At 50.8% G+C, this 26,049-nt stretch carries 26 protein-coding genes, 1 tRNA gene, 3 rRNA genes and 7 pseudogenes; 19 read left to right on the top strand and 18 right to left on the bottom strand.

Going from position 1 to position 26,049, the window contains the following annotated elements:
• Positions 1-8 precede the first annotated feature (8 nt).
• From ACQGXV_RS16915 to ACQGXV_RS16935, 5 genes and pseudogenes are all read left to right on the top strand, one after another.
• Positions 9-1,550 (top strand): 16S ribosomal RNA (locus ACQGXV_RS16915).
• A 139-nt stretch (positions 1,551-1,689) separates the two neighbouring features.
• Positions 1,690-1,765, top strand: a tRNA-Glu gene (locus ACQGXV_RS16920).
• 197 nt (positions 1,766-1,962) lie between these two features.
• Positions 1,963-4,870, top strand: a 23S ribosomal RNA gene (locus ACQGXV_RS16925).
• Positions 4,871-4,984: 114 nt separating this feature from the next.
• Positions 4,985-5,100 (top strand): 5S ribosomal RNA (gene rrf / locus ACQGXV_RS16930).
• The 16S, 23S and 5S rRNA genes sit together here with 1 tRNA gene alongside, the layout of an rRNA operon.
• Before the next feature lie 247 nt (positions 5,101-5,347).
• Positions 5,348-6,406: pseudogene (locus ACQGXV_RS16935) on the top strand (IS3 family transposase); the annotation flags it as partial.
• A 58-nt stretch (positions 6,407-6,464) separates the two neighbouring features.
• Here the strand turns inward: ACQGXV_RS16935 and ACQGXV_RS16940 are convergent.
• The 4 genes and pseudogenes from ACQGXV_RS16940 to ACQGXV_RS16955 all read right to left on the bottom strand — a co-directional run.
• Positions 6,465-6,722 (bottom strand): annotated as a pseudogene (locus tag ACQGXV_RS16940) (integrase core domain-containing protein); the annotation flags it as partial.
• 44 nt (positions 6,723-6,766) lie between these two features.
• Positions 6,767-6,961, bottom strand: coding sequence for a hypothetical protein (locus tag ACQGXV_RS16945; protein WP_440863855.1), 195 nt, complete (start codon positions 6,959-6,961; stop codon positions 6,767-6,769).
• Positions 6,939-8,150, bottom strand: a complete 1,212-nt coding sequence (locus ACQGXV_RS16950; protein ID WP_440862551.1) for an IS256 family transposase — start codon at positions 8,148-8,150, stop codon at positions 6,939-6,941. The genes ACQGXV_RS16945 and ACQGXV_RS16950 overlap by 23 nt, the downstream gene beginning before the upstream one ends.
• A gap of 78 nt (positions 8,151-8,228) precedes the next feature.
• Positions 8,229-8,474: pseudogene (locus ACQGXV_RS16955) on the bottom strand (transposase); the annotation flags it as partial.
• A gap of 59 nt (positions 8,475-8,533) precedes the next feature.
• Between ACQGXV_RS16955 and ACQGXV_RS16960 the strand changes: the two are divergent.
• Complete coding sequence (locus ACQGXV_RS16960; RefSeq protein WP_440867004.1) at positions 8,534-8,752, top strand: hypothetical protein; 219 nt, start codon at positions 8,534-8,536, stop codon at positions 8,750-8,752.
• A gap of 248 nt (positions 8,753-9,000) precedes the next feature.
• Here the strand turns inward: ACQGXV_RS16960 and ACQGXV_RS16965 are convergent, their stop codons facing one another.
• Positions 9,001-9,183 carry a transposase gene (locus tag ACQGXV_RS16965; RefSeq protein ID WP_440867469.1) on the bottom strand — a complete coding sequence of 61 codons (183 nt, stop codon included), beginning with the start codon at positions 9,181-9,183 and terminating at the stop codon, positions 9,001-9,003.
• A 41-nt stretch (positions 9,184-9,224) separates the two neighbouring features.
• On the opposite strand from ACQGXV_RS16965, the pseudogene ACQGXV_RS16970 reads away from it, so the two are divergent.
• Positions 9,225-9,494, top strand: a pseudogene (locus ACQGXV_RS16970) (alpha/beta hydrolase fold domain-containing protein); the annotation flags it as partial.
• Between the two features lie 71 nt (positions 9,495-9,565).
• Here ACQGXV_RS16970 and ACQGXV_RS16975 read toward each other — a convergent pair.
• On the bottom strand, positions 9,566-10,015 hold the full coding sequence (locus ACQGXV_RS16975; RefSeq protein ID WP_440867470.1) for a transposase: 450 nt from the start codon (positions 10,013-10,015) through the stop codon (positions 9,566-9,568).
• Entirely contained in the window at positions 9,939-10,304 is a 366-nt protein-coding gene (locus tag ACQGXV_RS16980) for an IS630 transposase-related protein (protein ID WP_440862584.1), read from the bottom strand. Before ACQGXV_RS16980 ends, ACQGXV_RS16975 begins: the two co-directional genes overlap by 77 nt.
• A gap of 18 nt (positions 10,305-10,322) precedes the next feature.
• On the opposite strand from ACQGXV_RS16980, the gene ACQGXV_RS16985 reads away from it, so the two are divergent.
• Together ACQGXV_RS16985 and ACQGXV_RS16990 are read left to right on the top strand one after the other, a co-directional pair.
• Complete coding sequence (locus tag ACQGXV_RS16985) at positions 10,323-10,844, top strand: transposase family protein (RefSeq protein ID WP_440867471.1); 522 nt, start codon at positions 10,323-10,325, stop codon at positions 10,842-10,844.
• A 108-nt stretch (positions 10,845-10,952) separates the two neighbouring features.
• Positions 10,953-11,075: a hypothetical protein gene (locus ACQGXV_RS16990; RefSeq protein ID WP_440867005.1), complete on the top strand. Its 123-nt coding sequence runs from the start codon at positions 10,953-10,955 to the stop codon at positions 11,073-11,075.
• 14 nt (positions 11,076-11,089) lie between these two features.
• On the opposite strand, the gene hdfR is transcribed toward ACQGXV_RS16990, so the two are convergent.
• Complete coding sequence (hdfR, locus tag ACQGXV_RS16995; protein ID WP_440867472.1) at positions 11,090-11,914, bottom strand: HTH-type transcriptional regulator HdfR; 825 nt, start codon at positions 11,912-11,914, stop codon at positions 11,090-11,092.
• 120 nt (positions 11,915-12,034) lie between these two features.
• On the opposite strand from hdfR, the gene ACQGXV_RS17000 reads away from it, so the two are divergent.
• Complete coding sequence (locus tag ACQGXV_RS17000) at positions 12,035-12,373, top strand: DUF413 domain-containing protein (RefSeq protein ID WP_440867006.1); 339 nt, start codon at positions 12,035-12,037, stop codon at positions 12,371-12,373.
• Positions 12,374-12,418: 45 nt separating this feature from the next.
• On the opposite strand, the pseudogene ACQGXV_RS17005 reads toward ACQGXV_RS17000, so the two are convergent.
• The 10 genes and pseudogenes from ACQGXV_RS17005 to ACQGXV_RS17050 form a co-directional block, all read right to left on the bottom strand.
• Positions 12,419-12,877: pseudogene (locus ACQGXV_RS17005) on the bottom strand (ATP-binding protein); the annotation flags it as partial.
• Positions 12,878-12,900: 23 nt separating this feature from the next.
• A complete protein-coding gene (locus ACQGXV_RS17010; RefSeq protein ID WP_440867174.1) occupies positions 12,901-13,434 on the bottom strand; it encodes an IS630 family transposase in 534 nt (177 codons plus the stop codon).
• Positions 13,358-13,723, bottom strand: a complete 366-nt coding sequence (locus tag ACQGXV_RS17015; protein ID WP_440862584.1) for an IS630 transposase-related protein — start codon at positions 13,721-13,723, stop codon at positions 13,358-13,360. The genes ACQGXV_RS17010 and ACQGXV_RS17015 overlap by 77 nt, the downstream gene beginning before the upstream one ends.
• Before the next feature lie 146 nt (positions 13,724-13,869).
• Complete coding sequence (locus ACQGXV_RS17020; RefSeq protein ID WP_440867007.1) at positions 13,870-14,475, bottom strand: nitrate- and nitrite sensing domain-containing protein; 606 nt, start codon at positions 14,473-14,475, stop codon at positions 13,870-13,872.
• Positions 14,476-14,538: 63 nt separating this feature from the next.
• Positions 14,539-14,988, bottom strand: coding sequence for a transposase (locus ACQGXV_RS17025; RefSeq protein WP_440867379.1), 450 nt, complete (start codon positions 14,986-14,988; stop codon positions 14,539-14,541).
• On the bottom strand, positions 14,912-15,277 hold the full coding sequence (locus tag ACQGXV_RS17030) for an IS630 transposase-related protein (protein ID WP_440862584.1): 366 nt from the start codon (positions 15,275-15,277) through the stop codon (positions 14,912-14,914). The genes ACQGXV_RS17025 and ACQGXV_RS17030 overlap by 77 nt, the downstream gene beginning before the upstream one ends.
• A gap of 146 nt (positions 15,278-15,423) precedes the next feature.
• Complete coding sequence (locus ACQGXV_RS17035) at positions 15,424-16,029, bottom strand: nitrate- and nitrite sensing domain-containing protein (RefSeq protein ID WP_440867007.1); 606 nt, start codon at positions 16,027-16,029, stop codon at positions 15,424-15,426.
• A gap of 63 nt (positions 16,030-16,092) precedes the next feature.
• On the bottom strand, positions 16,093-16,542 hold the full coding sequence (locus ACQGXV_RS17040) for a transposase (RefSeq protein WP_440867379.1): 450 nt from the start codon (positions 16,540-16,542) through the stop codon (positions 16,093-16,095).
• Positions 16,466-16,831, bottom strand: coding sequence for an IS630 transposase-related protein (locus ACQGXV_RS17045; protein WP_440862584.1), 366 nt, complete (start codon positions 16,829-16,831; stop codon positions 16,466-16,468). Before ACQGXV_RS17045 ends, ACQGXV_RS17040 begins: the two co-directional genes overlap by 77 nt.
• Positions 16,832-17,882, bottom strand: a pseudogene (locus ACQGXV_RS17050) (YifB family Mg chelatase-like AAA ATPase).
• A gap of 71 nt (positions 17,883-17,953) precedes the next feature.
• Here ACQGXV_RS17050 and ACQGXV_RS17055 point away from each other — a divergent pair.
• The 9 genes and pseudogenes from ACQGXV_RS17055 to ACQGXV_RS17095 form a co-directional block, all read left to right on the top strand.
• Positions 17,954-18,319 (top strand): IS630 transposase-related protein, encoded by a 366-nt coding sequence (locus tag ACQGXV_RS17055; RefSeq protein ID WP_440862584.1) that lies wholly within the window; start codon positions 17,954-17,956, stop codon positions 18,317-18,319.
• Positions 18,243-18,776 carry an IS630 family transposase gene (locus ACQGXV_RS17060; RefSeq protein WP_440862665.1) on the top strand — a complete coding sequence of 178 codons (534 nt, stop codon included), beginning with the start codon at positions 18,243-18,245 and terminating at the stop codon, positions 18,774-18,776. The genes ACQGXV_RS17055 and ACQGXV_RS17060 overlap by 77 nt, the downstream gene beginning before the upstream one ends.
• Positions 18,777-19,167: 391 nt before the next feature.
• Positions 19,168-19,248, top strand: a complete 81-nt coding sequence (locus ACQGXV_RS17065) for an IlvGEDA operon leader peptide (RefSeq protein WP_440867473.1) — start codon at positions 19,168-19,170, stop codon at positions 19,246-19,248.
• A gap of 157 nt (positions 19,249-19,405) precedes the next feature.
• The gene (gene ilvG / locus ACQGXV_RS17070) at positions 19,406-21,052 is read left to right on the top strand and encodes an acetolactate synthase 2 catalytic subunit (protein WP_440867008.1); all 1,647 of its coding nucleotides are present in this window, start codon (positions 19,406-19,408) and stop codon (positions 21,050-21,052) included.
• Between the two features lie 20 nt (positions 21,053-21,072).
• Positions 21,073-21,330, top strand: coding sequence for an acetolactate synthase 2 small subunit (ilvM, locus tag ACQGXV_RS17075; RefSeq protein ID WP_440867474.1), 258 nt, complete (start codon positions 21,073-21,075; stop codon positions 21,328-21,330).
• Between the two features lie 23 nt (positions 21,331-21,353).
• Positions 21,354-22,280, top strand: coding sequence for a branched-chain amino acid transaminase (locus tag ACQGXV_RS17080; RefSeq protein WP_440867009.1), 927 nt, complete (start codon positions 21,354-21,356; stop codon positions 22,278-22,280).
• Between the two features lie 113 nt (positions 22,281-22,393).
• Entirely contained in the window at positions 22,394-24,244 is a 1,851-nt protein-coding gene (gene ilvD, locus ACQGXV_RS17085; RefSeq protein ID WP_440867010.1) for a dihydroxy-acid dehydratase, read from the top strand.
• A 5-nt stretch (positions 24,245-24,249) separates the two neighbouring features.
• On the top strand, positions 24,250-25,803 hold the full coding sequence (gene ilvA, locus ACQGXV_RS17090; RefSeq protein ID WP_440867011.1) for a threonine ammonia-lyase, biosynthetic: 1,554 nt from the start codon (positions 24,250-24,252) through the stop codon (positions 25,801-25,803).
• 80 nt (positions 25,804-25,883) lie between these two features.
• A pseudogene (locus ACQGXV_RS17095) lies at positions 25,884-26,048 on the top strand (DUF2461 family protein); the annotation flags it as partial.
• Between the last annotated feature and the right edge of the window lies 1 nt (position 26,049).

Genomic DNA, 26,049 nt, shown 5'->3' on the forward strand with positions numbered 1-26,049 from the left:
CAAACTTTAAATTGAAGAGTTTGATCATGGCTCAGATTGAACGCTGGCGGCAGGCCTAACACATGCAAGTCGAGCGGTAGCACAGGAGAGCTTGCTCTCTGGGTGACGAGCGGCGGACGGGTGAGTAATGTCTGGGAAACTGCCTGATGGAGGGGGATAACTACTGGAAACGGTAGCTAATACCGCGTAACGTCGCAAGACCAAAGTGGGGGACCTTCGGGCCTCACGCCATCAGATGTGCCCAGATGGGATTAGCTAGTAGGTGGGGTAATGGCTCACCTAGGCGACGATCCCTAGCTGGTCTGAGAGGATGACCAGCCACACTGGAACTGAGACACGGTCCAGACTCCTACGGGAGGCAGCAGTGGGGAATATTGCACAATGGGCGCAAGCCTGATGCAGCCATGCCGCGTGTGTGAAGAAGGCCTTCGGGTTGTAAAGCACTTTCAGCGAGGAGGAAGGCAGTAAGGTTAATAACCTTGCTGATTGACGTTACTCGCAGAAGAAGCACCGGCTAACTCCGTGCCAGCAGCCGCGGTAATACGGAGGGTGCAAGCGTTAATCGGAATGACTGGGCGTAAAGCGCACGCAGGCGGTTTGTTAAGTTGGATGTGAAATCCCCGGGCTTAACCTGGGAACTGCATTCAAAACTGGCAAGCTAGAGTCTCGTAGAGGGGGGTAGAATTCCAGGTGTAGCGGTGAAATGCGTAGAGATCTGGAGGAATACCGGTGGCGAAGGCGGCCCCCTGGACGAAGACTGACGCTCAGGTGCGAAAGCGTGGGGAGCAAACAGGATTAGATACCCTGGTAGTCCACGCTGTAAACGATGTCGATTTGGAGGTTGTGCCCTTGAGGCGTGGCTTCCGGAGCTAACGCGTTAAATCGACCGCCTGGGGAGTACGGCCGCAAGGTTAAAACTCAAATGAATTGACGGGGGCCCGCACAAGCGGTGGAGCATGTGGTTTAATTCGATGCAACGCGAAGAACCTTACCTACTCTTGACATCCAGAGAACTTGGCAGAGATGCCTTGGTGCCTTCGGGAACTCTGAGACAGGTGCTGCATGGCTGTCGTCAGCTCGTGTTGTGAAATGTTGGGTTAAGTCCCGCAACGAGCGCAACCCTTATCCTTTGTTGCCAGCGATTCGGTCGGGAACTCAAAGGAGACTGCCAGTGATAAACTGGAGGAAGGTGGGGATGACGTCAAGTCATCATGGCCCTTACGAGTAGGGCTACACACGTGCTACAATGGCGTATACAAAGAGAAGCGACCTCGCGAGAGCAAGCGGACCTCATAAAGTACGTCGTAGTCCGGATTGGAGTCTGCAACTCGACTCCATGAAGTCGGAATCGCTAGTAATCGTAGATCAGAATGCTACGGTGAATACGTTCCCGGGCCTTGTACACACCGCCCGTCACACCATGGGAGTGGGTTGCAAAAGAAGTAGGTAGCTTAACCTTCGGGAGGGCGCTTACCACTTTGTGATTCATGACTGGGGTGAAGTCGTAACAAGGTAACCGTAGGGGAACCTGCGGTTGGATCACCTCCTTACCTAATGATACTGATTCTGCGAAGTGTTCACACAGATTGTCTGATGAAAATGCTGAGCAAAAAGCACCTGTTGATGAATGAGTCTCTGACTCATGCTGATACGAACCGATTAGAGCTGTTATGTTAATCGGGTTTTCGTGTCCCCATCGTCTAGAGGCCTAGGACACTGCCCTTTCACGGCTGTAACAGGGGTTCGAATCCCCTTGGGGACGCCATACCGATAATGAGTGAAAGACATTATCACCGGTTCTGCGGAACCGACAATAACGTAAAGATGACTTACGAGTCGTGTTTACGTTATTTGCTCTTTAACAATCTAGAACAAGCTGAAAATTAAAACGAGCAATATTGGCTCACTACCAATATTGTGATTCTCTCAAGCTTTCACACCCGAAACATTTTCGGGTTGTGAGGTTAAGTGAATAAGCGTACACGGTGGATGCCTAGGCAGTCAGAGGCGATGAAGGGCGTGCTAATCTGCGAAAAGCGTCGGTAAGCTGATATGAAGCGTTACAACCGACGATACCCGAATGGGGAAACCCAGTGCAATTCGTTGCACTATCATGTCATGAATACATAGTGGCATGAGGCGAACCGGGGGAACTGAAACATCTCAGTACCCCGAGGAAAAGAAATCAACCGAGATTCCCCCAGTAGCGGCGAGCGAACGGGGAAAAGCCCAGAGTCTGAATCAGCTTGTGTGTCAGTGGAAGCGTCTGGAAAGTCGCACAGTAAAGGGTGATAGTCCCGTACACGAAGATGCACAGGTTGTGAGCTCGATAAGTAGGGCGGGACACGTGACATCCTGTCTGAATATGGGGGGCCCATCCTCCAAGGCTAAATACTCCTGACTGACCGATAGTGAACCAGTACCGTGAGGGAAAGGCGAAAAGAACCCCGGCGAGGGGAGTGAAATAGAACCTGAAACCGTGTACGTACAAGCAGTGGGAGCACTCTTTATGGGTGTGACTGCGTACCTTTTGTATAATGGGTCAGCGACTTATATTCTGTAGCAAGGTTAACCGTATAGGGGAGCCGTAGGGAAACCGAGTCTTAACTGGGCGTTAAGTTGCAGGGTATAGACCCGAAACCCGGTGATCTAGCCATGGGCAGGTTGAAGGTTGGGTAACACTAACTGGAGGACCGAACCGACTAATGTTGAAAAATTAGCGGATGACTTGTGGCTGGGGGTGAAAGGCCAATCAAACCGGGAGATAGCTGGTTCTCCCCGAAAGCTATTTAGGTAGCGCCTCGTGAATTCATCTTCGGGGGTAGAGCACTGTTTCGGCTAGGGGGTCATCCCGACTTACCAACCCGATGCAAACTACAAATACCGAAGAATGTTATCACGGGAGACACACGGCGGGTGCTAACGTTCGTCGTGAAGAGGGAAACAACCCAGACCGCCAGCTAAGGTCCCAAAGTCATGGTTAAGTGGGAAACGATGTGGGAAGGCATAGACAGCCAGGATGTTGGCTTAGAAGCAGCCATCATTTAAAGAAAGCGTAATAGCTCACTGGTCGAGTCGGCCTGCGCGGAAGATGTAACGGGGCTAAACCATGCACCGAAGCTGCGGCAGCGACGCTTAGGCGTTGTTGGGTAGGGGAGCGTTCTGTAAGCCGTTGAAGGTGAACTGTGAGGTTTGCTGGAGGTATCAGAAGTGCGAATGCTGACATAAGTAACGATAAAGCGGGTGAAAAGCCCGCTCGCCGGAAGACCAAGGGTTCCTGTCCAACGTTAATCGGGGCAGGGTGAGTCGACCCCTAAGGCGAGGCCGAAAGGCGTAGTCGATGGGAAACAGGTTAATATTCCTGTACTTGGTGTTACTGCGAAGGGGGGACGGAGAAGGCTATGTCATCCGGGCGACGGTTGTCCCGGTTTAAGCGTGTAGGTGGGTGACTTTGGTAAATCCGGGTCGCTATTAACACTGAGGCGTGATGACGAGGTACTACGGTACTGAAGTGACAGATGCCCAGCTTCCAGGAAAAGCCTCTAAGCATCAGGTAACATTGAATCGTACCCCAAACCGACACAGGTGGTCAGGTAGAGAATACCAAGGCGCTTGAGAGAACTCGGGTGAAGGAACTAGGCAAAATGGTGCCGTAACTTCGGGAGAAGGCACGCTGTGCGAGGTGAAGAGACTTGCTCTCCGAGCTTTGCGCAGTCGCAGATACCAGCTGGCTGCAACTGTTTAATAAAAACACAGCACTGTGCAAACACGAAAGTGGACGTATACGGTGTGACGCCTGCCCGGTGCTGGAAGGTTAATTGATGGGGTTATCCGTAAGGAGAAGCTCTTGATCGAAGCCCCAGTAAACGGCGGCCGTAACTATAACGGTCCTAAGGTAGCGAAATTCCTTGTCGGGTAAGTTCCGACCTGCACGAATGGCGTAATGATGGCCAGGCTGTCTCCACCCGAGACTCAGTGAAATTGAACTCGCTGTGAAGATGCAGTGTACCCGCGGCAAGACGGAAAGACCCCGTGAACCTTTACTATAGCTTGACACTGAACCTTGAGCCTTGATGTGTAGGATAGGTGGGAGGCTTTGAAGTGTGGACGCCAGTCTGCATGGAGCCAACCTTGAAATACCACCCTTTAATGTTTGATGTTCTAACCTGGGCCCATAATCTGGGCTGGGGACAGTGTCTGGTGGGTAGTTTGACTGGGGCGGTCTCCTCCCAAAGAGTAACGGAGGAGCACGAAGGTTAGCTAATCCTGGTCGGACATCAGGAGGTTAGTGCAAAGGCATAAGCTAGCTTGACTGCGAGAGTGACGGCTCGAGCAGGTACGAAAGTAGGTCTTAGTGATCCGGTGGTTCTGAATGGAAGGGCCATCGCTCAACGGATAAAAGGTACTCCGGGGATAACAGGCTGATACCGCCCAAGAGTTCATATCGACGGCGGTGTTTGGCACCTCGATGTCGGCTCATCACATCCTGGGGCTGAAGTAGGTCCCAAGGGTATGGCTGTTCGCCATTTAAAGTGGTACGCGAGCTGGGTTTAGAACGTCGTGAGACAGTTCGGTCCCTATCTGCCGTGGGCGTTGGAGAATTGAGGGGGGTTGCTCCTAGTACGAGAGGACCGGAGTGAACGCACCACTGGTGTTCGGGTTGTCATGCCAATGGCATTGCCCGGTAGCTACGTGCGGAAGAGATAAGTGCTGAAAGCATCTAAGCACGAAACTTGCCCCGAGATGAGTTCTCCCTTGTCCCTAGAGGACGCTGAAAGGCCGTTGAAGACGACGACGTAGATAGGCTGGGTGTGTAAGTGCAGCGATGCATTGAGCTAACCAGTACTAATGACCTGTGAGGCTTAACCTTACAACGCCGAAGATGTTTTGGTGTTGGTGTAGAGAATCAGAACTCGTGAAGTTCAGCTTGTTGACAGATTGGTCTTGCTGGCTCGAAAGGGCGGGTGAGATGAAACAGAATATGCCTGGCGGCGATAGCGCGGTGGTCCCACCTGACCCCATGCCGAACTCAGAAGTGAAACGCCGTAGCGCCGATGGTAGTGTGGGGCTTCCCCATGTGAGAGTAGGGAACTGCCAGGTTTTTATATCGATTATCAGACGGTGTCTGATGATGAGAAATAGCGAAGGGGCTGTCCGAAAGGACAGCCCTTTTTGCTGTGTGTAGTGGCATACTGAATTTGGCCACCTAAGTAGAGGTGATATAGCTAAGCGACATTATTTTGATAACAGCCAGCTATGCTTCTTTGCCACATATCAGGGCATCGGCTGTAATCATTTTTAAGTCGGTTGGCTATATGCTTACCTCATAATTTTTATAGGTGCCAAAATGAGTAAAATAATTACTGCTGAATTTAAATGTGAAACCGCCAAATTAGTCCTTGACCAAAATTATATCTACCAGGAAGCCGCGAAAGCCATGAACGTCAGTCTTTCAGCGATTAGCCGGTGGGTAAGAGCCCTTCGTTTAGAACGTCAAGGGAAAACATCGCCTGGTCTGCCATTATAGCCAAGCGACATTATTTTGATAACAGCCAGCTATGCTTCTTTGCCGCATATCAGGGCATAGGATGTAATCATTTTTAAGTCGGTTGGCTATAACACCTGAACAAATTGAGTTCAGAGAAATGAAGAAAAAAATCCACCGACTGGAAATGGAGAATGCCATCTTAAAAAAGGTTACTGCGCTCTTAATGTCCGACTCACTGAAAAATTCTCGGTAGTTGAAAAGCTAAGAGCGCTTTATCCAGTGAAAGCGTTGTGTCGTATTTTTAATGTTCACCGAAGCAGTTATCGCTATTGGTGTCGACCTAAGGAGCCAAATATTGAGCGGACGATAAAACGTAGCCTGGTCAGCGAAGCGTGGAACGTTAGTGGCGGGTCTGCGGGCGCAAGGACTATCGCCACGATGGTTACCAATACACACGACGTGAAACTTGGGCGGTGGTTAGCGGGTAAGTTGATGAAAGAATTAACCCTCGTTAGTTGCCAAACAAAAAAACATAAATACAACCGCGGTGGAAATGAACGTATTGATATTCCAAATCTGCTCAATAGGCAGTTCGCTGTTACCAAGCCTGACCAGGTTTGGTGCGGCGATGTAACCTATATTTGGACAGGCGACCGATGGGCGTATCTGGCGGTGGTATTAGATTTATTTGCCCGAAAACCCGTGGGTTGGGCAATGTCGTTTTCGCCAGATTCAGAATTAACAGCCAAAGCACTACAAATGGCTTGGGAACTGCGTGGGCATCCCAAACAAGTCATGTTTCATAGTGACCAAGGAAGCCATTACACCAGTCGTCAGTATAGGCAGGCATTGTGGCGTTATCAGATGACCCAAAGTATGAGTCGCAGAGGAAATTGTTGGGATAATAGTCCGATGGAGTGTACTAGCTCAGACCTGATCTGACAGTTACCGGTTATTTATACAGGTATCTGTCAGATTACATCCGGTTCAGATTCTTTTCTGCCCAGACCCGTTTTCCATCAAGTAACGTGGCCATTGGCGTTCGCCCGCAGCACATTTTTCCCTGATGAGTTCGCTCATTATTGTAATGCCACAACCAGTTGTCCAGATCTGCCTGCATGCTCTCCAGGTCCCCATATAACTTCTTGCGGAACGTAACCTGATAAAAATCCTGCAAAATCGTTTTATGGAAGCGCTCGCAGATGCCGTTCGTCTGCGGAGACATTAAGCGTGTTGCTTAATAGTAAAATAAGGGTGTTTCGGTGATTGAAGTAAATTTTACGCTGTTCTGAGATGGAAATTCCAAAGACCGGCGCTAAGGAGTAAGAAGGTATCATCAATAAAGGGTCTACGATTCCGTAAAATTTGGGTCATGCAACCGAGGCGCTTGATACCCGCGATGGCGTGTTCAACGAGTCTGTAAAGAATTTTGTGTAAATGGCTCCATTGCTTAACCGGAGATTCGTTCTCCATACATCAACATGAATTGGCTCATAGCAGGTTTCCAGTCTCTGATTGGCAAGGTCCATTTAGCAGAGATATTATGCAAGGCTAGATAGAGTAATTTTATCACCGAGTCATCCGTTGGAAATATTCGTCGCGTTTTCGTTATCTTGCGCAATGAAGCATTTAACGACTCTATCGCGTTGGTGGTGTAGATAACCTTGCGGATCTCCGGCGGAAAGTCAAAAATGACGATGAGACGTTCCCAATTATTTCTCCACGACGGGCTGATCGTCGGGAACTGTTCATCCCATTTGGCCGCGAAGGCATCCAGGGCCTCTTCAGCGCCCTCTAGCGTTGCGGAACTATAGATGGTGCGCAGGTCAGCAGCAACGGCCTTACGCTCTTTCCAGCCGACGTAGCGCAGCGAGTTCCGCACCTGATGCACAATGCAGAGCTGTACCCGCGTATGCGGGTAAACAGCTTCAATGGCATCAGGAAAGCCTTTCAGGCCATCGCAGCAGGCGACGAAGATGTCCTTTAGCCCACGATTTTTCAGTTCTGTCATCACAGATAACCAGAACTTGGCCCCCTCAGTTTTGGCTATCCATAGCCCCAGCAGCTCTTTTTCGCCCTGGCCGTTGACGCCGAGGGCCAGATAAACAGACTTGTTGGCCACGGCTCCGCCGTCCTGGCTTTTGACAACAATACAGTCAAGGTAAACAATGGGATAAAGCGCATCCAGCGGCCGTTGCTGCCAGCGCTTAACTTCATCCATCACAGCATTGGTCACTTGAGAAATGAAGCCAGCGGAAACATCGACCCCGTAGACTTCTTTAAAGTGTGCCTGAATATCACGGGTTGATAACCCTCTGGAATAGAGAGAAATAATGCGGTCATCGAAGCCGTTAAGCTGTTTTTCGTGCTTACCGATCAGTGTCGGCTCGAAGGTACTGTTGCGGTCGCGCGGAATATCGAGCTCGATCTCCCCATTTTGGCTACGTACGCTCTTGGATGTCTTGCCATTGCGTGAGTTGCCTGAATGATTACCAGCCGGGTCATGCTTAGCATACCCAAGGTGCATCTCCATCTCAGCTTCAAGAACCCGTTCCGCCAGTCTTTTAGTCAGCACCTTGAGTAGGCCTGATTCACCCAGCAGATCCTGAGGGGAGTGACAATCTTGAAGCAGTTGGTCAATAAGTTCGTTGCTGATAGGCATTTTGTTATCCTTTGAAGGTTTTCCTCAAAATGCCATTTACACAGATTATTTTACAGTCTCTTAAGTTCGCTTGGCTATATCGAGCTCGAGCGCCCCATTTTGGCTACGTACGCTCTTGGATGTCTTGCCATTGCGGGAGTTGCCTGAATGATTACCAGCCGGGTCATGCTTAGCATACCCAAGGTGTATCTCCATCTCAGCTTGAAGAACCCGTTCCGCCAGTCTTTTAGTCAGCTCCTTGAGTAGGCCTGATTCACCCAGAAGCTCCTGAGGGGAGTGGCAATCCTGAAGCAGTTGGTCAATAAGTTCGTTGCTGATAGGCATTTTTTGTCCTCTGAAGGTTTTCCTCAAAATGCCATTTACACAGATCTTTTTACACTCTCATGGGTGCAGGGCAGAAAGGATTTATCCCAACCCCATTAGATAAACTGCTTTTTATTTTATTGTATTTAAAATGTTATCCGACCTATGATTTGCAAGGACTTCTTTTTGGTTTAGATGGCTTTGTTGAATTATTTAAGATACTGATTTATATAAGCATTATAAAATTTCAACGACTAATTTTTCCTCTCGGAATGCTTTTTATTGTGCTAACTATTTGATTTGTCGTTCTAACAAAATACATTCTCTGTAAATGCATTCTAACTAAAGAAGATGTAAATCAAACGGTTAAATTATTCAACAAAGCCGGTTTAGATAGAACACGGGTATGTCGCTGGGTAAAAATATTATTGCCGGTTTTAGAGATGACCTTGGGGCTAGAATGTGTTTTGCCCGCTCGTCAAATTCGCTCTGCTGAGGAATTTTTTCGCGCCTTTCCTGGAGTTATAGCCAAGCGACTTAATTTTGATTACACCATATGGACTGAGAACAAACTCTCTGTATCGCAACCCATCTCTCTTTTTTTGCTTTTTGCTTGTGCCCATTTATGCTCAATTGGGTTAAGATCTGGCGAATATGTAGGCAAATACTCCACCATATATAGCCAAGCGACATTATTTTGATAACAGCCAGCTATGCTTCTTTGCCGCATATCAGGGCATAGGATGTAATCATTTTTAAGTCGGTTGTCTATACCTGCGCGAACACGCCGCAGAATATGGCATTGATCCGCAGCGTATCGGCGTATTGGGTGATTCTGCGGGTGGATATCTGGCACAAATGCTGGGTGTCACCAACGGTGAAAAAACCTTCGATAAAGGGGATTATCTCAATCAATCCTCGGATGTTCAGGCCGTGGTGACCCTCTATGGGCTCTCCAATCTGCTCAACATCGGTGCTGGCTTCCCAGAGAATATTCAGGATGTACACCGCTCACCGGCGTCAACCGAAGCGCTGTTGGTTATAGCCAACCGACTTAAAAATGATTACATCCTATGCCCTGATATGCGGCAAAGAAGCATAGCTGGCTGTTATCAAAATAATGTCGCTTGGCTATATGTAGGCAAATACTCCACCATATACCCTGCATCGATGATGACTTGTTGAATATTATGTTTTTTGTGAAAAGTGGCATTGTCCATCATGATTACACTGTTTTTAGGGAGTACTGGGATAAGGACTTGTGTGACCCAGGCATAGAAAACATCGCTGTTAATATTGATATCAAATAATCCGATAGCAAACAGCGTTGTGCCTAATAAAGCGCCGATAACATTTGTTCTTCCCCTAGCTCCCCAGTTCTTCAGGCCAAAACACCGTTGACCTTTTGGGGAATAGCCGTGAGTCCGTGGGGCATCGTGTGAAAAACCACTTTCATAAATAAAAACAATAGGTTTACCTTCTTTTTCATACTGTTGTTTTTTTTGTTGAAATCCCTGCCGGGCGTTTTCGTCGGCTTTCGGATGACGTAGAGTTTTTTTTATAGGTCAATCCCAGCTTTTTAAGCGCTTGCCAAATGGCCTTCTGACAAACGCCAAAACGCTCTGCACGTTCTTTTTGGTAAGCATCTGGATATTGTTCAACATCTTTTATCAACTCGGATTTATCGATCTTTCGCTGACGCGTGGTCGATGCTTTTGACTCTATTTGATTAATCCAACGCGATACAGAGGCAGGGCCAATCCGAAATTGCTTCGCTGTTTCTCGGATACTCAACCCTTCGTTTTTCCGTGTAGATATCACTTTACGTCTAAAATCAATTGAATAGCTCATTTAAATAATGTAATCAAAATTAAGTCGTTTAGCTATAAAGACGTCTTTATTGATGGGACAGAGCGACCTGTCCAAAAGCCTAAGAATCTGCGTCGGCGAAAAAAAATGTATTCGGGAAAGAAAAGACAGACCACTCGAAAAGGGCTTATTATGACTGACGAAACAAGGCAAATTGGATTTATCCCCATGAGCAAAAATGGGCGCCGTCACGATAAACGCTTACTCGATAAAGTCGATATAATTCGCCATATTCCTCCTGAGGTAACCATCTGGGCAGATACCGGTTTTCAAGGTATAGATAAACAGCATCCTAATACACAAATCCCAAAAAAAGGAACTCGAAAAAGACCTTTATCGCCTGAACAAAAACAAGAAAATAAAATAATCTCGGGCATCCGTATTACAGTTGAACACGCCATCGCGGGTATCAAGTGCCTCGGTTGCATGACCCAAATTTTACGGAATCGTAGACCCTTTATTGATGATACCTTCTTACTCCTTAGCGCCGGTCTTTGGAATTTCCATCTCAGAACAGCGTAAAATTTACTTCAATCACCGAAACACCCTTATTTCACTATTAAGCAACACGCTTGTAGAACCGTTCTTTCTGAGTCAGATGTTTTCCCTGCATGCAACAGGCTCTCCAGTATGGCCAGAACGGTGATTTTATCCGACTCTGGCAAGTGGGTCACTTTGTTGCGTTTCGAGTGGGAATGGAGCATCGTCTTGCAGAAAGGGCTTAGCGCATTTTGGGTCGCCAAACGCGCCTGACGGCGCTACGCGGCTCACAACATATCGGCAATAGGGGTTTTAAGCAGTTGACGAATTAGCGCCTGCTGGTCGCTGTTTTGCAGCCAAACGGCGTACAGCGGGCGGATCACCGGTGGGGTATGCTGCTGTACGTAAAGCAGCGGATAGGTTTTTTCCCAATGGCGCGGCAGAAAGGCACAGCCGCCGGTAGTCAGCAATAGCTGGCGCGTCAGGTGCGCTGAGGTGGTGGTCAGGATGGGAAGCTGTTCGTTACTCAATAACCGCCCTTCATGTTGATGAAAATCTGCGCCCCATTCCAGTTTGATGAAAGGCCGTTCGGTCTGCTCCTCATCCTGTGTGGCGAACAACGCCAGAGAGAAGTTTCCTAACAGATGGCTGGTTAACTCTTCCATTTTGGGCTGCTCGGTGGTGATCAGCAGGTCCAACCGCCGTTCGTGTAACTGCTGCACCAGAGAGTGGCGCTGTGCGATGCGCGCTTCAAGTTGAAGCAGCGGGCGCTGTTGATACAATGTTTGCAGCCAGGGTGTCAGGTAGGCTTCCCACAGCGATGCCGTCGCACCAATCGATAGCAACTGGTGCTGCTGTGAGCGCGCGACCTCTTTTTTGGCCAGTTTCCAGGTGCCCATCAGACTCTCTGCGTAGGGCAACAACCGCTCGCCCGCTGGCGTCAGGCGAATATTATTGCGATGGCGAGTGAACAAATTTGCACCAAGTTGATTTTCTAATTGGCGGATACGAAAGCTGACCGCCGACTGGGTCAGATAGAGCGATTCAGCGGCGCGCCCAAAATGCCGTGTTCTGCTGACTTCCAGGAAGGTTTTCAGTAATTCGGTATCCACGCTCATCTCCAAAAAAAATTTGTCGTGATGATTTAAATGTTTTGTTTTACAGAATGTCAAGCCTATCTAATACTCCGCGCCATAAACAGCACGACCATAAAAGAATTAGGAGCGTGTAAGATGGCGGAAAGCTTCTCTACAACGAATCGTTTTTTTGATAATAAATCCTACCCACGCGGCTTCTCTCGTCACGGTGACTTCACCATTAAAGAAGCCCAGATGTTGGAGCGCTATGGTTATGCGCTGAATGAGCTCGACTTGGGTAAACGCCAACCGGTGACCGAGGAAGAGAGTCAATTCGTCGCCATGTGCCGCGGTGAGCGTGATGCGTCCACGGACATGGAAAAAACCTGGGCCAAATATGTTGCGCGTATTCGTCGTCCGAAGCGTTTCCACACGCTTACCGGCGGTAAGCCGCAGATGGATGCGGTGGAAGAATACACTGATAGCGACGATTAAGTTTTTCACTCGCGGGGCCAATGGCCCCGTTTTTATGTCTGTGCTTTACCCTAAATCGCGGTGTAAGCGGCGCAGTAGCCTGTCCACGCAGCGATAACTGATCGCCTCCGCCAAATGGTCGCGCTGGATATCGGGCTGTTGCGCCAGATCGGCGATGGTCCTCGCTACCTTCAAAATGCGGTGCCAGGCGCGCACAGACAGCTCCAGCTTGGTCATTAACGCCTCCAGCCAGACGGCATCCTCTTCATGCAAGCGGCAGTGAATATCCATTTCCGGCGGTGTCAGGCGCGCATTGATTTTCCCCGCGCGTGCCAGTTGCCTCTCTCGCGCCGCCAATACGCGCGCTCGAACGTCGGCACTGCGTTCTCCCTGTCGCCCCTGTTTGTGCAGCGTTCCGGGGGGCAGTAGCGGAACGTCAATCGATAGATCGAACCGGTCGAGAAACGGCCCGGAGAGTTTTCCCAGATAGCGCAGGATCTGCTGTATCGGCAGGCGATTATGGATATAGCCAAGCGACTTAATTTTGATTACACCATATGGACTGAGAACAAACTCTCTGTATCGCAACCCATCTCTCTTTTTTTGCTTTTTGCTTGTGCCCATTTATGCTCAATTGGGTTAAGATCTGGCGAATATGTAGGCAAATACTCCACCATATACCCTGCATCGATGATGACTTGTTGAATATTATGTTTTTTGTGAAAAGTGGCATTGTCCATCATGATTACACTGTTTTTAGGGAGTACTGGGATAAGGACTTGTGTGACCCAGGCATAGAAAACATCGCTGTTAATATTGATATCAAATAATCCGATAGCAAACAGCGTTGTGCCTAATAAAGCGCCGATAACATTTGTTCTTCCCCTAGCTCCCCAGTTCTTCAGGCCAAAACACCGTTGACCTTTTGGGGAATAGCCGTGAGTCCGTGGGGCATCGTGTGAAAAACCACTTTCATAAATAAAAACAATAGGTTTACCTTCTTTTTCATACTGTTGTTTTTTTTGTTGAAATCCCTGCCGGGCGTTTTCGTCGGCTTTCGGATGACGTAGAGTTTTTTTTATAGGTCAATCCCAGCTTTTTAAGCGCTTGCCAAATGGCCTTCTGACAAACGCCAAAACGCTCTGCACGTTCTTTTTGGTAAGCATCTGGATATTGTTCAACATCTTTTATCAACTCGGATTTATCGATCTTTCGCTGACGCGTGGTCGATGCTTTTGACTCTATTTGATTAATCCAACGCGATACAGAGGCAGGGCCAATCCGAAATTGCTTCGCTGTTTCTCGGATACTCAACCCTTCGTTTTTCCGTGTAGATATCACTTTACGTCTAAAATCAATTGAATAGCTCATTTAAATAATGTAATCAAAATTAAGTCGTTTAGCTATAGCTTGGTTGACACCTTCACCACGCCGCTTTTCGATGTAGAACCGTTCTTTCTGAGTCAGAAGTTTTCCCTGCATGCAACAGGCTCTCCAGTATGGCCAGAACGGTGATTTTATCCGACTCTGGCAAGTGGGTCACTTTGTTGCGTTTCGAGTGGGAATGGGGCATTCTCATTGCTCGCCCGCCGAATGGTCGTGGCGCTGTTTTTGATTTTCGTCACCAGATTCGCGATGCTCTCCAGCGATTGGTTATAGGCACTGTTAAGCCGTGACAGTTCATCCGTTCCTGGCACCGATAGGCGCTGCGTCAAGTCGCCATCCATTTCGGCGATGGTGGTTAAGGTATCCTGCAACTGCCGATTGATGCTGCGCATGATCATCGCCGCCAGCGCCAACCCGATCGCCAGTAGCGTGCCGCTCAGGTAGATAATCCAAGCCCGCATTGCGCTCGCAGACAAACGATGGACATCGCTCAACAGCGTTGTCACCGCCTGTTCTTCGATACGTTTAAGCTGTTCGATTTTCTGTGTTTGCAACGAAAACCATTGCGCACCATCGATATTCCATTCTCCTTGCGGTGCGCCAATCGCCCGTTGGCGCAGTGCCTGCGCGTCTTGCGCTTGGCTGGAACTTATCGCGCGGTCGAACGCCTCACGCAGCGATTTCGATGCCAGGGTTCTGAAGCTGGCAATATAGGCATCGCCGCGTACTATAGCCAACCGACTTAAAAATGATTACATCCTATGCCCTGATATGCGGCAAAGAAGCATAGCTGGCTGTTATCAAAATAATGTCGCTTGGCTATATGTAGGCAAATACTCCACCATATACCCTGCATCGATGATGACTTGTTGAATATTATGTTTTTTGTGAAAAGTGGCATTGTCCATCATGATTACACTGTTTTTAGGGAGTACTGGGATAAGGACTTGTGTGACCCAGGCATAGAAAACATCGCTGTTAATATTGATATCAAATAATCCGATAGCAAACAGCGTTGTGCCTAATAAAGCGCCGATAACATTTGTTCTTCCCCTAGCTCCCCAGTTCTTCAGGCCAAAACACCGTTGACCTTTTGGGGAATAGCCGTGAGTCCGTGGGGCATCGTGTGAAAAACCACTTTCATCAATAAAAACAATAGGTTTACCTTCTTTTTCATACTGTTGTTTTTTTTGTTGAAATCCCTGCCGGGCGTTTTCGTCGGCTTTCGGATGACGTAGAGTTTTTTTTATAGGTCAATCCCAGCTTTTTAAGCGCTTGCCAAATGGCCTTCTGACAAACGCCAAAACGCTCTGCACGTTCTTTTTGGTAAGCATCTGGATATTGTTCAACATCTTTTATCAACTCGGATTTATCGATCTTTCGCTGACGCGTGGTCGATGCTTTTGACTCTATTTGATTAATCCAACGCGATACAGAGGCAGGGCCAATCCGAAATTGCTTCGCTGTTTCTCGGATACTCAACCCTTCGTTTTTCCGTGTAGATATCACTTTACGTCTAAAATCAATTGAATAGCTCATTTAAATAATGTAATCAAAATTAAGTCGTTTAGCTATAGCTTGGTTGACACCTTCACCACGCCGCTTTTCGATGTAGAACCGTTCTTTCTGAGTCAGAAGTTTTCCCTGCATGCAACAGGCTCTCCAGTATGGCCAGAACGGTGATTTTATCCGACTCTGGCAAGTGGGTCACTTTGTTGCGTTTCGAGTGGGAATGGGGCATTCTCATTGCTCGCCCGCCGAATGGTCGTGGCGCTGTTTTTGATTTTCGTCACCAGATTCGCGATGCTCTCCAGCGATTGGTTATAGGCACTGTTAAGCCGTGACAGTTCATCCGTTCCTGGCACCGATAGGCGCTGCGTCAAGTCGCCATCCATTTCGGCGATGGTGGTTAAGGTATCCTGCAACTGCCGATTGATGCTGCGCATGATCATCGCCGCCAGCGCCAACCCGATCGCCAGTAGCGTGCCGCTCAGGTAGATAATCCAAGCCCGCATTGCGCTCGCAGACAAACGATGGACATCGCTCAACAGCGTTGTCACCGCCTGTTCTTCGATACGTTTAAGCTGTTCGATTTTCTGTGTTTGCAACGAAAACCATTGCGCACCATCGATATTCCATTCTCCTTGCGGTGCGCCAATCGCCCGTTGGCGCAGTGCCTGCGCGTCTTGCGCTTGGCTGGAACTTATCGCGCGGTCGAACGCCTCACGCAGCGATTTCGATGCCAGGGTTCTGAAGCTGGCAATATAGGCATCGCCGCGTACTATAGCCAACCGACTTAAAAATGATTACATCCTATGCCCTGATATGCGGCAAAGAAGCATAGCTGGCTGTTATCAAAATAATGTCGCTTGGCTATATGTAGGCAAATACTCCACCATATACCCTGCATCGATGATGACTTGTTGAATATTATGTTTTTTGTGAAAAGTGGCATTGTCCATCATGATTACACTGTTTTTAGGGAGTACTGGGATAAGGACTTGTGTGACCCAGGCATAGAAAACATCGCTGTTAATATTGATATCAAATAATCCGATAGCAAACAGCGTTGTGCCTAATAAAGCGCCGATAACATTTGTTCTTCCCCTAGCTCCCCAGTTCTTCAGGCCAAAACACCGTTGACCTTTTGGGGAATAGCCGTGAGTCCGTGGGGCATCGTGTGAAAAACCACTTTCATCAATAAAAACAATAGGTTTACCTTCTTTTTCATACTGTTGTTTTTTTTGTTGAAATCCCTGCCGGGCGTTTTCGTCGGCTTTCGGATGACGTAGAGTTTTTTTTATAGGTCAATCCCAGCTTTTTAAGCGCTTGCCAAATGGCCTTCTGACAAACGCCAAAACGCTCTGCACGTTCTTTTTGGTAAGCATCTGGATATTGTTCAACATCTTTTATCAACTCGGATTTATCGATCTTTCGCTGACGCGTGGTCGATGCTTTTGACTCTATTTGATTAATCCAACGCGATACAGAGGCAGGGCCAATCCGAAATTGCTTCGCTGTTTCTCGGATACTCAACCCTTCGTTTTTCCGTGTAGATATCACTTTACGTCTAAAATCAATTGAATAGCTCATTTAAATAATGTAATCAAAATTAAGTCGTTTAGCTATACCTTGATAATGCCCGGATGGACTCGGGTTCATGGCGGCGACCAGCTGCACGCGAGCGGGATAATTCACTTTGGCCCGTGTGCGGGAAATCACGATTTCACCGGCCTCTAACGGCTCCCGCAGGGCATCCAGTACGCGCCGCTCGAACTCGGGTAACTCATCGAGAAACAGGATGCCATTGTGCGCCAGCGAAATCTCCCCCGGCTTTGGCAGTGTGCCGCCGCCCACCAGTGCTGCCATGGATGCGCTGTGGTGCGGTGCTCGAAAGGGGCGAGTGTGCCATGAGCCGAGTGCGGTATCTGCCGTGCTCACCAGGCTGTTAATGGCTGCCACTTCCAGCGCCTCATCATCGCTCAACGGGGGCAATAGCCCGGCAAGACGGCTGGCCAGCATGGTTTTTCCGGTGCCGGGGGGCCCATCAGCAGCAGGTTGTGGCCTCCGGCAGCTGTGACTTCGAGCGCCCGTTTTCCCTGCTCTTGCCCAATAATATCCCCCAGGTCCGGATTATTGGCGAAGGCGGGGGGATGAACGTCAATCGGCTGACTGTCAGTCAGCGGTTCACCGCTGTGCAAAAAGGCACACACCGCATTCAGGTGTTCTGCCAGCAGTACGTCGCCGTGCCCGATAAGCGCCATTTCCTGCTGATGAGCCAGTGGCAAAATAAGCTGGCGGCCCGCCTTGCCAGCCGCGATGGCTGCCGGGATCGCGCCGGTGACCGCGCGCAGCGCCCCGGATAGCCCTAATTCACCCAGAAACTCATACTGCGCTAACGCCTTGCCACAAATCTGCTCTGAGGCTGCCAGAATCGATAGCGCGATGGGCAGATCGTAGCGCCCCCCTCCTTGGGCAAATCCGCCGGGGCGAGATTGACGGTGATTCGTTTGGCGGGAAAGGTGAACCCGGTATTGAGCAGTGCGCTGCGCACCCGATCCCGTGCTTCATTAACCCTCGTTTCCGGCAGGCCAACCAGCGTCAGCGCGGGTAAGCCATTGCTGATATGGGCTTCGATCGTCACGCAAGGGGCCTGAATGCCAATGATTGCGCGCGTATATAGCTAAACGACTTAATTTTGATTACATTATTTAAATGAGCTATTCAATTGATTTTAGACGTAAAGTGATATCTACACGGAAAAACGAAGGGTTGAGTATCCGAGAAACAGCGAAGCAATTTCGGATTGGCCCTGCCTCTGTATCGCGTTGGATTAATCAAATAGAGTCAAAAGCATCGACCACGCGTCAGCGAAAGATCGATAAATCCGAGTTGATAAAAGATGTTGAACAATATCCAGATGCTTACCAAAAAGAACGTGCAGAGCGTTTTGGCGTTTGTCAGAAGGCCATTTGGCAAGCGCTTAAAAAGCTGGGATTGACCTATAAAAAAAACTCTACGTCATCCGAAAGCCGACGAAAACGCCCGGCAGGGATTTCAACAAAAAAAACAACAGTATGAAAAAGAAGGTAAACCTATTGTTTTTATTGATGAAAGTGGTTTTTCACACGATGCCCCACGGACTCACGGCTATTCCCCAAAAGGTCAACGGTGTTTTGGCCTGAAGAACTGGGGAGCTAGGGGAAGAACAAATGTTATCGGCGCTTTATTAGGCACAACGCTGTTTGCTATCGGATTATTTGATATCAATATTAACAGCGATGTTTTCTATGCCTGGGTCACACAAGTCCTTATCCCAGTACTCCCTAAAAACAGTGTAATCATGATGGACAATGCCACTTTTCACAAAAAACATAATATTCAACAAGTCATCATCGATGCAGGGTATATGGTGGAGTATTTGCCTACATATTCGCCAGATCTTAACCCAATTGAGCATAAATGGGCACAAGCAAAAAGCAAAAAAAGAGAGATGGGTTGCGATACAGAGAGTTTGTTCTCAGTCCATATGGTGTAATCAAAATTAAGTCGCTTGGCTATAGGTAACAGCCAGCGACATACGCTTCCTCCTGTTAATCCCGGCAGCGTGCGCCATCCTGAGTCTGAGCGGCAGTATAAAAACAAGGTTATCAGCAACGGCTCGCACAAAGGTGATCGCCATACAATGCATTTACTCTGGAATGGGCGATGGCTTGCAGCTTTTGCGTGAATCGATGACGTTGTCGGTGAAAGTCCGAAGAGAAAGCACAATGTGAATAATTGTTTATATCTATATGATTAATTTGCCTTTAACGCAGATTTTTTCATCGACTTACATCGTGTCGTGGAAAAAAAATATTGTCAGTGGCGTTAAGTCTGTGGTAACTCTGTAGGTATTCGTTCGACTGTGATGACAGAACAAACCATTTATGAAAGCGTTCTCCCTCGTGATTAGCCTAGTCATTATTAGCGTGGTGGTGATTATTAACCCACCGTGCGGGCGTCGCTGAGACGAAGAATGGCTTAAAAATCAAGCCGTAATTCAAAAAACCCCCGCACCGTAAGGTCGGGGGTTTTTTGTTGGGCGGTAAAAACTACAGAAGGGAGTGGAGTATGTCTTACAGCATAAAATCCTGTTTCTCCCCGACAGCGTCGGGGAAATAAACTATGAATGGGGCTCAATGGGTGGTGCAAGCGTTGCGGGCGCAAGGTGTCGATACCGTATTTGGTTATCCGGGCGGCGCGATCATGCCGGTTTACGATGCACTCTACGACGGCGGCGTTGAGCACCTGTTGTGCCGTCATGAACAAGGCGCTGCCATGGCGGCGCTCGGTTATGCCCGGTCGACCGGCAAGGTGGGCGTGTGTATTGCCACCTCTGGCCCCGGCGCCACTAACCTGATTACTGGGTTGGCGGATGCGCTGCTGGATTCCGTGCCGGTAGTCGCGATTACCGGTCAGGTGGCTTCACCGCTGATCGGTACTGATGCCTTTCAGGAAATCGACGTGCTGGGTCTGTCGCTGGCCTGTACCAAACACAGCTTCCTGGTTGATTCGCTGGAGTCGCTGCCTGAGATCATGGCGGAAGCTTTTGCCATCGCCAGCAGCGGCCGTCCCGGCCCGGTGCTGGTGGATATCCCAAAAGACATTCAGTTGGCCATCAGTGAGATAGCCCCGCAGTTTACGCCGGTTGATGACAGCCAGCCGGATTTCCCCAAGCAGGCTATCGAACAAGCGCGCGCCATGCTGGCAGCGGCGAAAAAACCGATGTTATACGCTGGCGGCGGCGTGGGCATGGCGCAGGCGGTGCCTACCCTGCGTGCGTTCATTGCCGAGACGGGTATTCCCTCAGTCGTTACGCTGAAAGGATTGGGGGCCATTGATGCCGAGCATCCGCACTACCTCGGCATGTTGGGCATGCACGGCACCAAAGCGGCCAACCTGTCGGTGCAGGCATGTGATTTGCTGATTGCCGTCGGTGCGCGTTTTGACGATCGCGTGACGGGTAAACTGAATGCGTTTGCGCCGCATGCAGCGGTTATCCATCTGGATATCGATCCGGCAGAATTGAGTAAACTGCGTCAGGCGAACGTGGCGCTGCCGGGGGATTTGAACACGCTGTTGCCCGCATTGGCCCAGCCGCTGGCGATTGACGCCTGGCGTCAAGAGGTGGCCGCGCTGAAGGCCGAATACCCGTGGCATTACGATCATCCGGGTGATGCCATTTATGCGCCCGCGCTGTTAAAAACCCTGTCTGAACGCAAACCGGCGGAAACCGTGATCACCACCGATGTCGGCCAGCACCAGATGTGGGCTGCGCAGCACATGCGTTTTTCCCGTCCGGAAAATTTCATTACCTCCAGCGGGTTAGGCACCATGGGATTTGGTTTGCCAGCGGCGGTTGGCGCGCAGGTAGCCCGCCCTGACGATACCGTGGTGTGTATTTCCGGTGACGGCTCTTTCATGATGAACGTGCAAGAGCTTGGCACCATCAAACGAAAACAGTTGCCGGTAAAAATCGTGCTGCTGGATAACCAACGGTTAGGCATGGTTCGACAGTGGCAGCAGTTGTTCTTCAATGAACGTTATAGCGAAACCAACCTCTCCGATAACCCCGATTTTCTGACCCTGGCAAGCGCATTTGGTATCCCAGGGCAACGCATAACCCGAAAAGATCAGATCGATGCCGCGCTGGATGCCCTGTTGAGCAGTGATGGGCCGTATTTGCTGCATGTCTCTATCGATGAATTGGAAAACGTCTGGCCGCTGGTTCCACCGGGCGCCGGGAATGAAACCATGCTGGAACGTACCTAATAATGGCAGGAGAACAGAGGATGACACACCATCAAATTTCCATACAGGCTCGCTTTCGTCCCGAAATGCTGGAGCGCGTGCTGCGTGTGGTACGCCACCGCGGTTTCCGGGTGTGTGCCATGAACATGATGACGGCCGCCAACCCCGACCATATCAATATCGAATTGACCGTTGCCAGCCAACGGCCGGTGGATTTATTGTCAACACAGTTAAGCAAGCTGCTTGATATCGCTTGTGTTGAAATACAACCCCACACATCACAACAAATAAGTGCCTGAAGGCATTAGAAAGGATAAAGAGAATGACGAGCAAAGCTGATTATATTTGGTTCAATGGTGAGATGGTGCCGTGGGCGGAAGCCAAAGTACACGTGATGTCCCATGCGCTGCATTACGGTACGTCGGTGTTTGAAGGGGTGCGCTGTTACGATTTCCACAAAGGCCCGGTGGTATTCCGTCACCGTGAACATATGCGCCGCCTGCACGACTCCGCTAAAATTTACCGTATGCCGGTGCCGTACAGCGTGGATGATCTCATGGAAGCCTGCCGCGCAACGCTACGTAAAAATGACCTGAAAAGCGCCTACATTCGTCCGCTGGTGTTCGTTGGCGACGTTGGCATGGGCGTGAACCCGCCGGAAGGTTACGTCACGGATGTCATCATTGCGGCATTTCCCTGGGGCGCGTATCTGGGTGAAGACGCACTGGATCAGGGGATTGATGCCATGGTGTCCTCTTGGAATCGTGTGGCAGCCAACACCATTCCGACGGCCGCAAAAGCTGGCGGTAACTACCTTTCCTCTCTGCTGGTGGGCAGCGAAGCGCGCCGCCACGGTTATCAGGAAGGGATTGCGCTGGACGTCAACGGCTATGTGTCTGAAGGTGCAGGCGAAAACCTGTTTGAAGTGAAGGATGGCGTGTTGTTCACCCCGCCGTTCACCTCATCAGCACTGCCGGGTATCACCCGTGATGCCATCATCAAACTGGCGCAGAGCCTGGGGCTGGAAGTGCGTGAACAGGTGCTGTCGCGTGAGTCGCTCTATCTGGCGGATGAAGTCTTTATGTCCGGTACTGCCGCGGAAATCACCCCGGTGCGGAGCGTGGACTGTATTCAGGTCGGCATTGGTCGTTGTGGCCCGGTCACCAAACAACTACAAAAAGCGTTCTTCGGCCTGTTTACCGGCGAAACCGAAGACAAATGGGGCTGGTTAGATCAGGTTAACCCGTAATCGTAACAAGAAAGATTAATACACCCCTTTCCTTTGCTTCACGAACCCAAGACGCCAGTCGGCGCCGAACGGGAGCAGGAAAGGGGATGAAACACACACTGGAGTAACAGAGTATGCCTAAGTACCGTTCAGCCACAACCACGCATGGCCGTAACATGGCAGGTGCGCGCGCCCTGTGGCGTGCCACCGGAATGACCGATGCCGATTTCGGCAAGCCGATCATCGCCGTGGTCAACTCGTTCACACAATTCGTTCCGGGCCACGTGCATCTGCGCGACCTGGGCAAGCTGGTGGCGGAGCAAATCGAAGCCGCTGGCGGCGTGGCCAAAGAGTTCAACACCATTGCGGTGGATGATGGTATCGCGATGGGGCACGGTGGCATGCTCTACTCCCTGCCGTCACGTGAGCTGATCGCCGATTCGGTCGAATACATGGTCAATGCTCACTGCGCCGATGCGATGGTGTGCATTTCCAACTGCGACAAGATCACCCCCGGAATGCTGATGGCCTCGCTGCGCCTGAATATCCCGGTGATCTTTGTTTCCGGCGGCCCGATGGAAGCCGGGAAAACCAAACTCTCTAACCAACTGATCAAACTGGACTTGGTGGATGCCATGATCCAGGGCGCCAACCCGAACGTCAGCGATGCTGATAGCGATCAGATCGAACGTTCCGCTTGCCCGACCTGCGGCTCCTGTTCCGGCATGTTTACCGCTAACTCGATGAACTGCCTGACCGAAGCGCTGGGCCTGTCACCGCCGGGCAATGGCTCGCTGCTGGCGACTCACGCCGATCGTAAGCAACTGTTTTTGAACGCGGGTGCGCGTATCGTTGAACTGACCAAACGCTACTATGAGCAGGATGATGCGAGTGCGCTGCCGCGTAATATCGCCACCAAGGCTGCGTTTGAAAACGCCATGACGCTCGATATCGCGATGGGCGGCTCCACCAACACCGTACTGCACCTGCTGGCCTCCGCGCAGGAAGCAGAAGTGGATTTCACCATGGACGACATCGATCGTCTGTCGCGCGGCGTGCCGCAGCTGTGCAAAGTGGCACCGAGCACGCAGAAATACCACATGGAAGACGTACACCGTGCAGGTGGGGTGATCGGTATTCTGGGCGAACTGGATCGCGCCGGCTTGCTGAACCGTGATGTGCGCAACGTGCTGGGCAAAAGCCTGACTGAAACGCTGGACGCCTACGACGTCATGCTGACGGATGATGACGCAGTGAAAAGCATGTACTCCGCAGGGCCTGCGGGCATTCGTACCACGCAGGCGTTCTCACAGGACTGCCGCTGGGAGTCGCTGGACACCGATCGTGAACAGGGCTGTATCCGTGCGTGTGAGCATGCCTACAGTCAGGATGGCGGTCTTGCGGTGCTGTACGGCAACATCGCGGAAAAAGGCTGTATCGTAAAAACTGCCGGTGTGGATGAAGGTAGCCTGGTGTTCCGTGGCCCGGCGAAGGTGTACGAATCTCAGGATGACGCGGTAGAAGCCATTCTGGGCGGTAAGGTGGTCGCGGGTGATGTTGTGGTTATCCGTTACGAAGGGCCGAAAGGCGGGCCGGGCATGCAAGAGATGCTCTACCCGACCAGCTTCCTGAAATCCATGGGATTGGGTAAGGCCTGTGCGTTGATCACTGACGGTCGTTTCTCTGGCGGCACCTCCGGGCTTTCCATTGGTCATGCGTCGCCTGAAGCAGCCAGCGGTGGCACCATTGGGTTGGTGGAAGAGGGTGACATCATTGCCATCGATATTCCTAACCGTACCATTGAGCTGGTGGTGGCGGAAGATGAGCTGGCACGCCGCCACGATGTGGAGCTGGCACGCGGCGATGCGGCCTTTACGCCGAATAATCGCCAGCGTCAGGTGTCCTTTGCCTTACGTGCTTATGCCAGTTTGGCAACCAGCGCGGACCAAGGCGCGGTACGCGATAAGAGCAAGCTGGGAGGCTAAGTTCAATGGCGGTATCACTCCCTCTCCCCGACGCTCCGTGCGGCGCGGAGTATTTGCGTGCGGTGTTGCGCGCGCCGGTCTATGAAGTGGCATTGGTGACGCCGCTTCAGCCGATGGATAAACTCTCGGCGCGTCTTGGCAACACCATTGTGGTGAAACGCGAAGATCGTCAGCCGGTGCACAGTTTCAAACTGCGTGGTGCCTATGCGATGTTGGCTACCCTGACCGACGCGCAGAAAGCGCACGGTGTGGTAACGGCCTCCGCCGGTAACCACGCACAGGGTGTGGCGCTTTCTGCCAGCAAGCTCGGCATCAAGGCACTGATCGTCATGCCGGTCGCTACAGCGGATATCAAAGTGGATGCGGTGCGCGGCTTTGGCGGTGAAGTGCTGTTGCACGGTGCCAATTTTGATGAGGCCAAGGCCCGTGCGATTGCGCTGTCGCAAGAGCAGCATATGACCTTCATTCCGCCGTTCGACCACCCGGCCGTGATTGCCGGGCAGGGCACGCTGGCGATGGAGCTGTTGCAGCAGGATGCGCATCTTGATCGCGTGTTTGTGCCGGTTGGTGGCGGTGGTCTGGCGGCGGGCGTCGCGGTGCTGATCAAACAGCTGATGCCGCAGATCAAAGTGATCGGCGTTGAGGCGGAAGATTCAGCGTGTCTGCGAGCCGCATTGGATGCAGGGCACCCGGTGGATTTGCCGCGCGTTGGACTGTTCGCTGAAGGCGTAGCGGTCAAGCGTATCGGCGATGAAACTTTCCGCCTGTGCCGGGAATATCTGGATGATGTCATCACCGTGGACAGCGATGCAATTTGTGCCGCGCTGAAGGATATCTTTGAAGATGTGCGCGCGATTGCTGAGCCGTCTGGGGCACTGGCGCTGGCGGGGATGAAGAAGTATATCCAGCAGCACGGCATTCAGGGTGAACGACTGGCACACATTCTGTCGGGTGCCAACGTCAACTTCCACGGTCTGCGTTACGTTTCTGAACGCTGCGAGCTGGGTGAACAGCGTGAGGCGTTGCTGGCGGTAACCATCCCTGAGCGCAAGGGCAGCTTTTTGACCTTTTGCCAACTGCTGGGTGGTCGCTCGGTGACCGAGTTTAACTACCGTTACGCCGATGATAAGGACGCCTGCATTTTCGTGGGGGTGCGTCTGACGCGTGGACATGCGGAGCGGGATGAGATTATTGCAGAGCTCTCCGCTGGCGGTTATCAGGTGGTCGATCTCTCCGATGATGAAATGGCGAAGCTCCATGTGCGTTACATGGTGGGTGGACGTCCTTCCAAGCCGTTGCGAGAACAGCTTTACAGCTTCGAGTTTCCTGAATCCCCCGGCGCGCTGCTGAAGTTCCTGCACACGCTTGGCACGCACTGGAACATCTCGCTGTTCCACTATCGTAGCCACGGCACCGATTTCGGTCGCGTGCTGGCAGCGTTCGAAGTGACCGAGCGCGATCCGGAGTTTGAGCAACGCTTGCAGGCGCTGGGTTATGAGTGCCACGACGAAACCCAAAATCCCGCGTTTCGTTTCTTCCTGGCCGGTAACGCGGCGTGATGTCAGTGCGCCCGACGGTGGAATTTCACCGCTGGGCGCGCTATCGTGGTTGCCATTCAAGGGATTAGCAATGGCAGACCATCATGACGACGTTCACCGGTTTCTCGCAGCAGAGCCTGACTTTTCTTCAACAGGTTCGACAGGAAAACAGCAAAGAGTGGTTTGACGACAACCGCGCGATATACGATGAGACGCTGGTTGCCCCGTTTCGCGCGTTGGTCGATGATTTGAGCTTGACGATGCTAT

It is taken from the genome of Symbiopectobacterium purcellii (genome assembly GCF_052050035.1).
In the GTDB taxonomy this organism is placed as follows: Bacteria; Pseudomonadota; Gammaproteobacteria; order Enterobacterales; family Enterobacteriaceae; genus Symbiopectobacterium; species Symbiopectobacterium purcellii_A.

Bases quoted from the DNA above. Each gene is read 5' to 3' on its own strand.
- ACQGXV_RS16945 (WP_440863855.1), bottom strand. From the start codon at position 6,961: ATGGAGAACGAATCTCCGGTTAAGCAATGGAGCCATTTACACAAAATT.
- ACQGXV_RS16950 (WP_440862551.1), bottom strand. From the start codon at position 8,150: ATGCCTATCAGCAACGAACTTATTGACCAACTGCTTCAAGATTGTCAC.
- ACQGXV_RS16960 (WP_440867004.1), top strand. From the start codon at position 8,534: ATGGGTGCAGGGCAGAAAGGATTTATCCCAACCCCATTAGATAAACTG.
- ACQGXV_RS16965 (WP_440867469.1), bottom strand. From the start codon at position 9,183: ATGCGGCAAAGAAGCATAGCTGGCTGTTATCAAAATAATGTCGCTTGG.
- ACQGXV_RS16980 (WP_440862584.1), bottom strand. From the start codon at position 10,304: ATGAGCTATTCAATTGATTTTAGACGTAAAGTGATATCTACACGGAAA.
- ACQGXV_RS16990 (WP_440867005.1), top strand. From the start codon at position 10,953: ATGGCCAGAACGGTGATTTTATCCGACTCTGGCAAGTGGGTCACTTTG.
- ACQGXV_RS17000 (WP_440867006.1), top strand. From the start codon at position 12,035: ATGGCGGAAAGCTTCTCTACAACGAATCGTTTTTTTGATAATAAATCC.
- ACQGXV_RS17015 (WP_440862584.1), bottom strand. From the start codon at position 13,723: ATGAGCTATTCAATTGATTTTAGACGTAAAGTGATATCTACACGGAAA.
- ACQGXV_RS17030 (WP_440862584.1), bottom strand. From the start codon at position 15,277: ATGAGCTATTCAATTGATTTTAGACGTAAAGTGATATCTACACGGAAA.
- ACQGXV_RS17045 (WP_440862584.1), bottom strand. From the start codon at position 16,831: ATGAGCTATTCAATTGATTTTAGACGTAAAGTGATATCTACACGGAAA.
- ACQGXV_RS17055 (WP_440862584.1), top strand. From the start codon at position 17,954: ATGAGCTATTCAATTGATTTTAGACGTAAAGTGATATCTACACGGAAA.
- ACQGXV_RS17065 (WP_440867473.1), top strand. From the start codon at position 19,168: ATGAAAGCGTTCTCCCTCGTGATTAGCCTAGTCATTATTAGCGTGGTG.
- ilvG (WP_440867008.1), top strand. From the start codon at position 19,406: ATGAATGGGGCTCAATGGGTGGTGCAAGCGTTGCGGGCGCAAGGTGTC.
- ilvM (WP_440867474.1), top strand. From the start codon at position 21,073: ATGACACACCATCAAATTTCCATACAGGCTCGCTTTCGTCCCGAAATG.
- ACQGXV_RS17080 (WP_440867009.1), top strand. From the start codon at position 21,354: ATGACGAGCAAAGCTGATTATATTTGGTTCAATGGTGAGATGGTGCCG.
- ilvD (WP_440867010.1), top strand. From the start codon at position 22,394: ATGCCTAAGTACCGTTCAGCCACAACCACGCATGGCCGTAACATGGCA.
- ilvA (WP_440867011.1), top strand. From the start codon at position 24,250: ATGGCGGTATCACTCCCTCTCCCCGACGCTCCGTGCGGCGCGGAGTAT.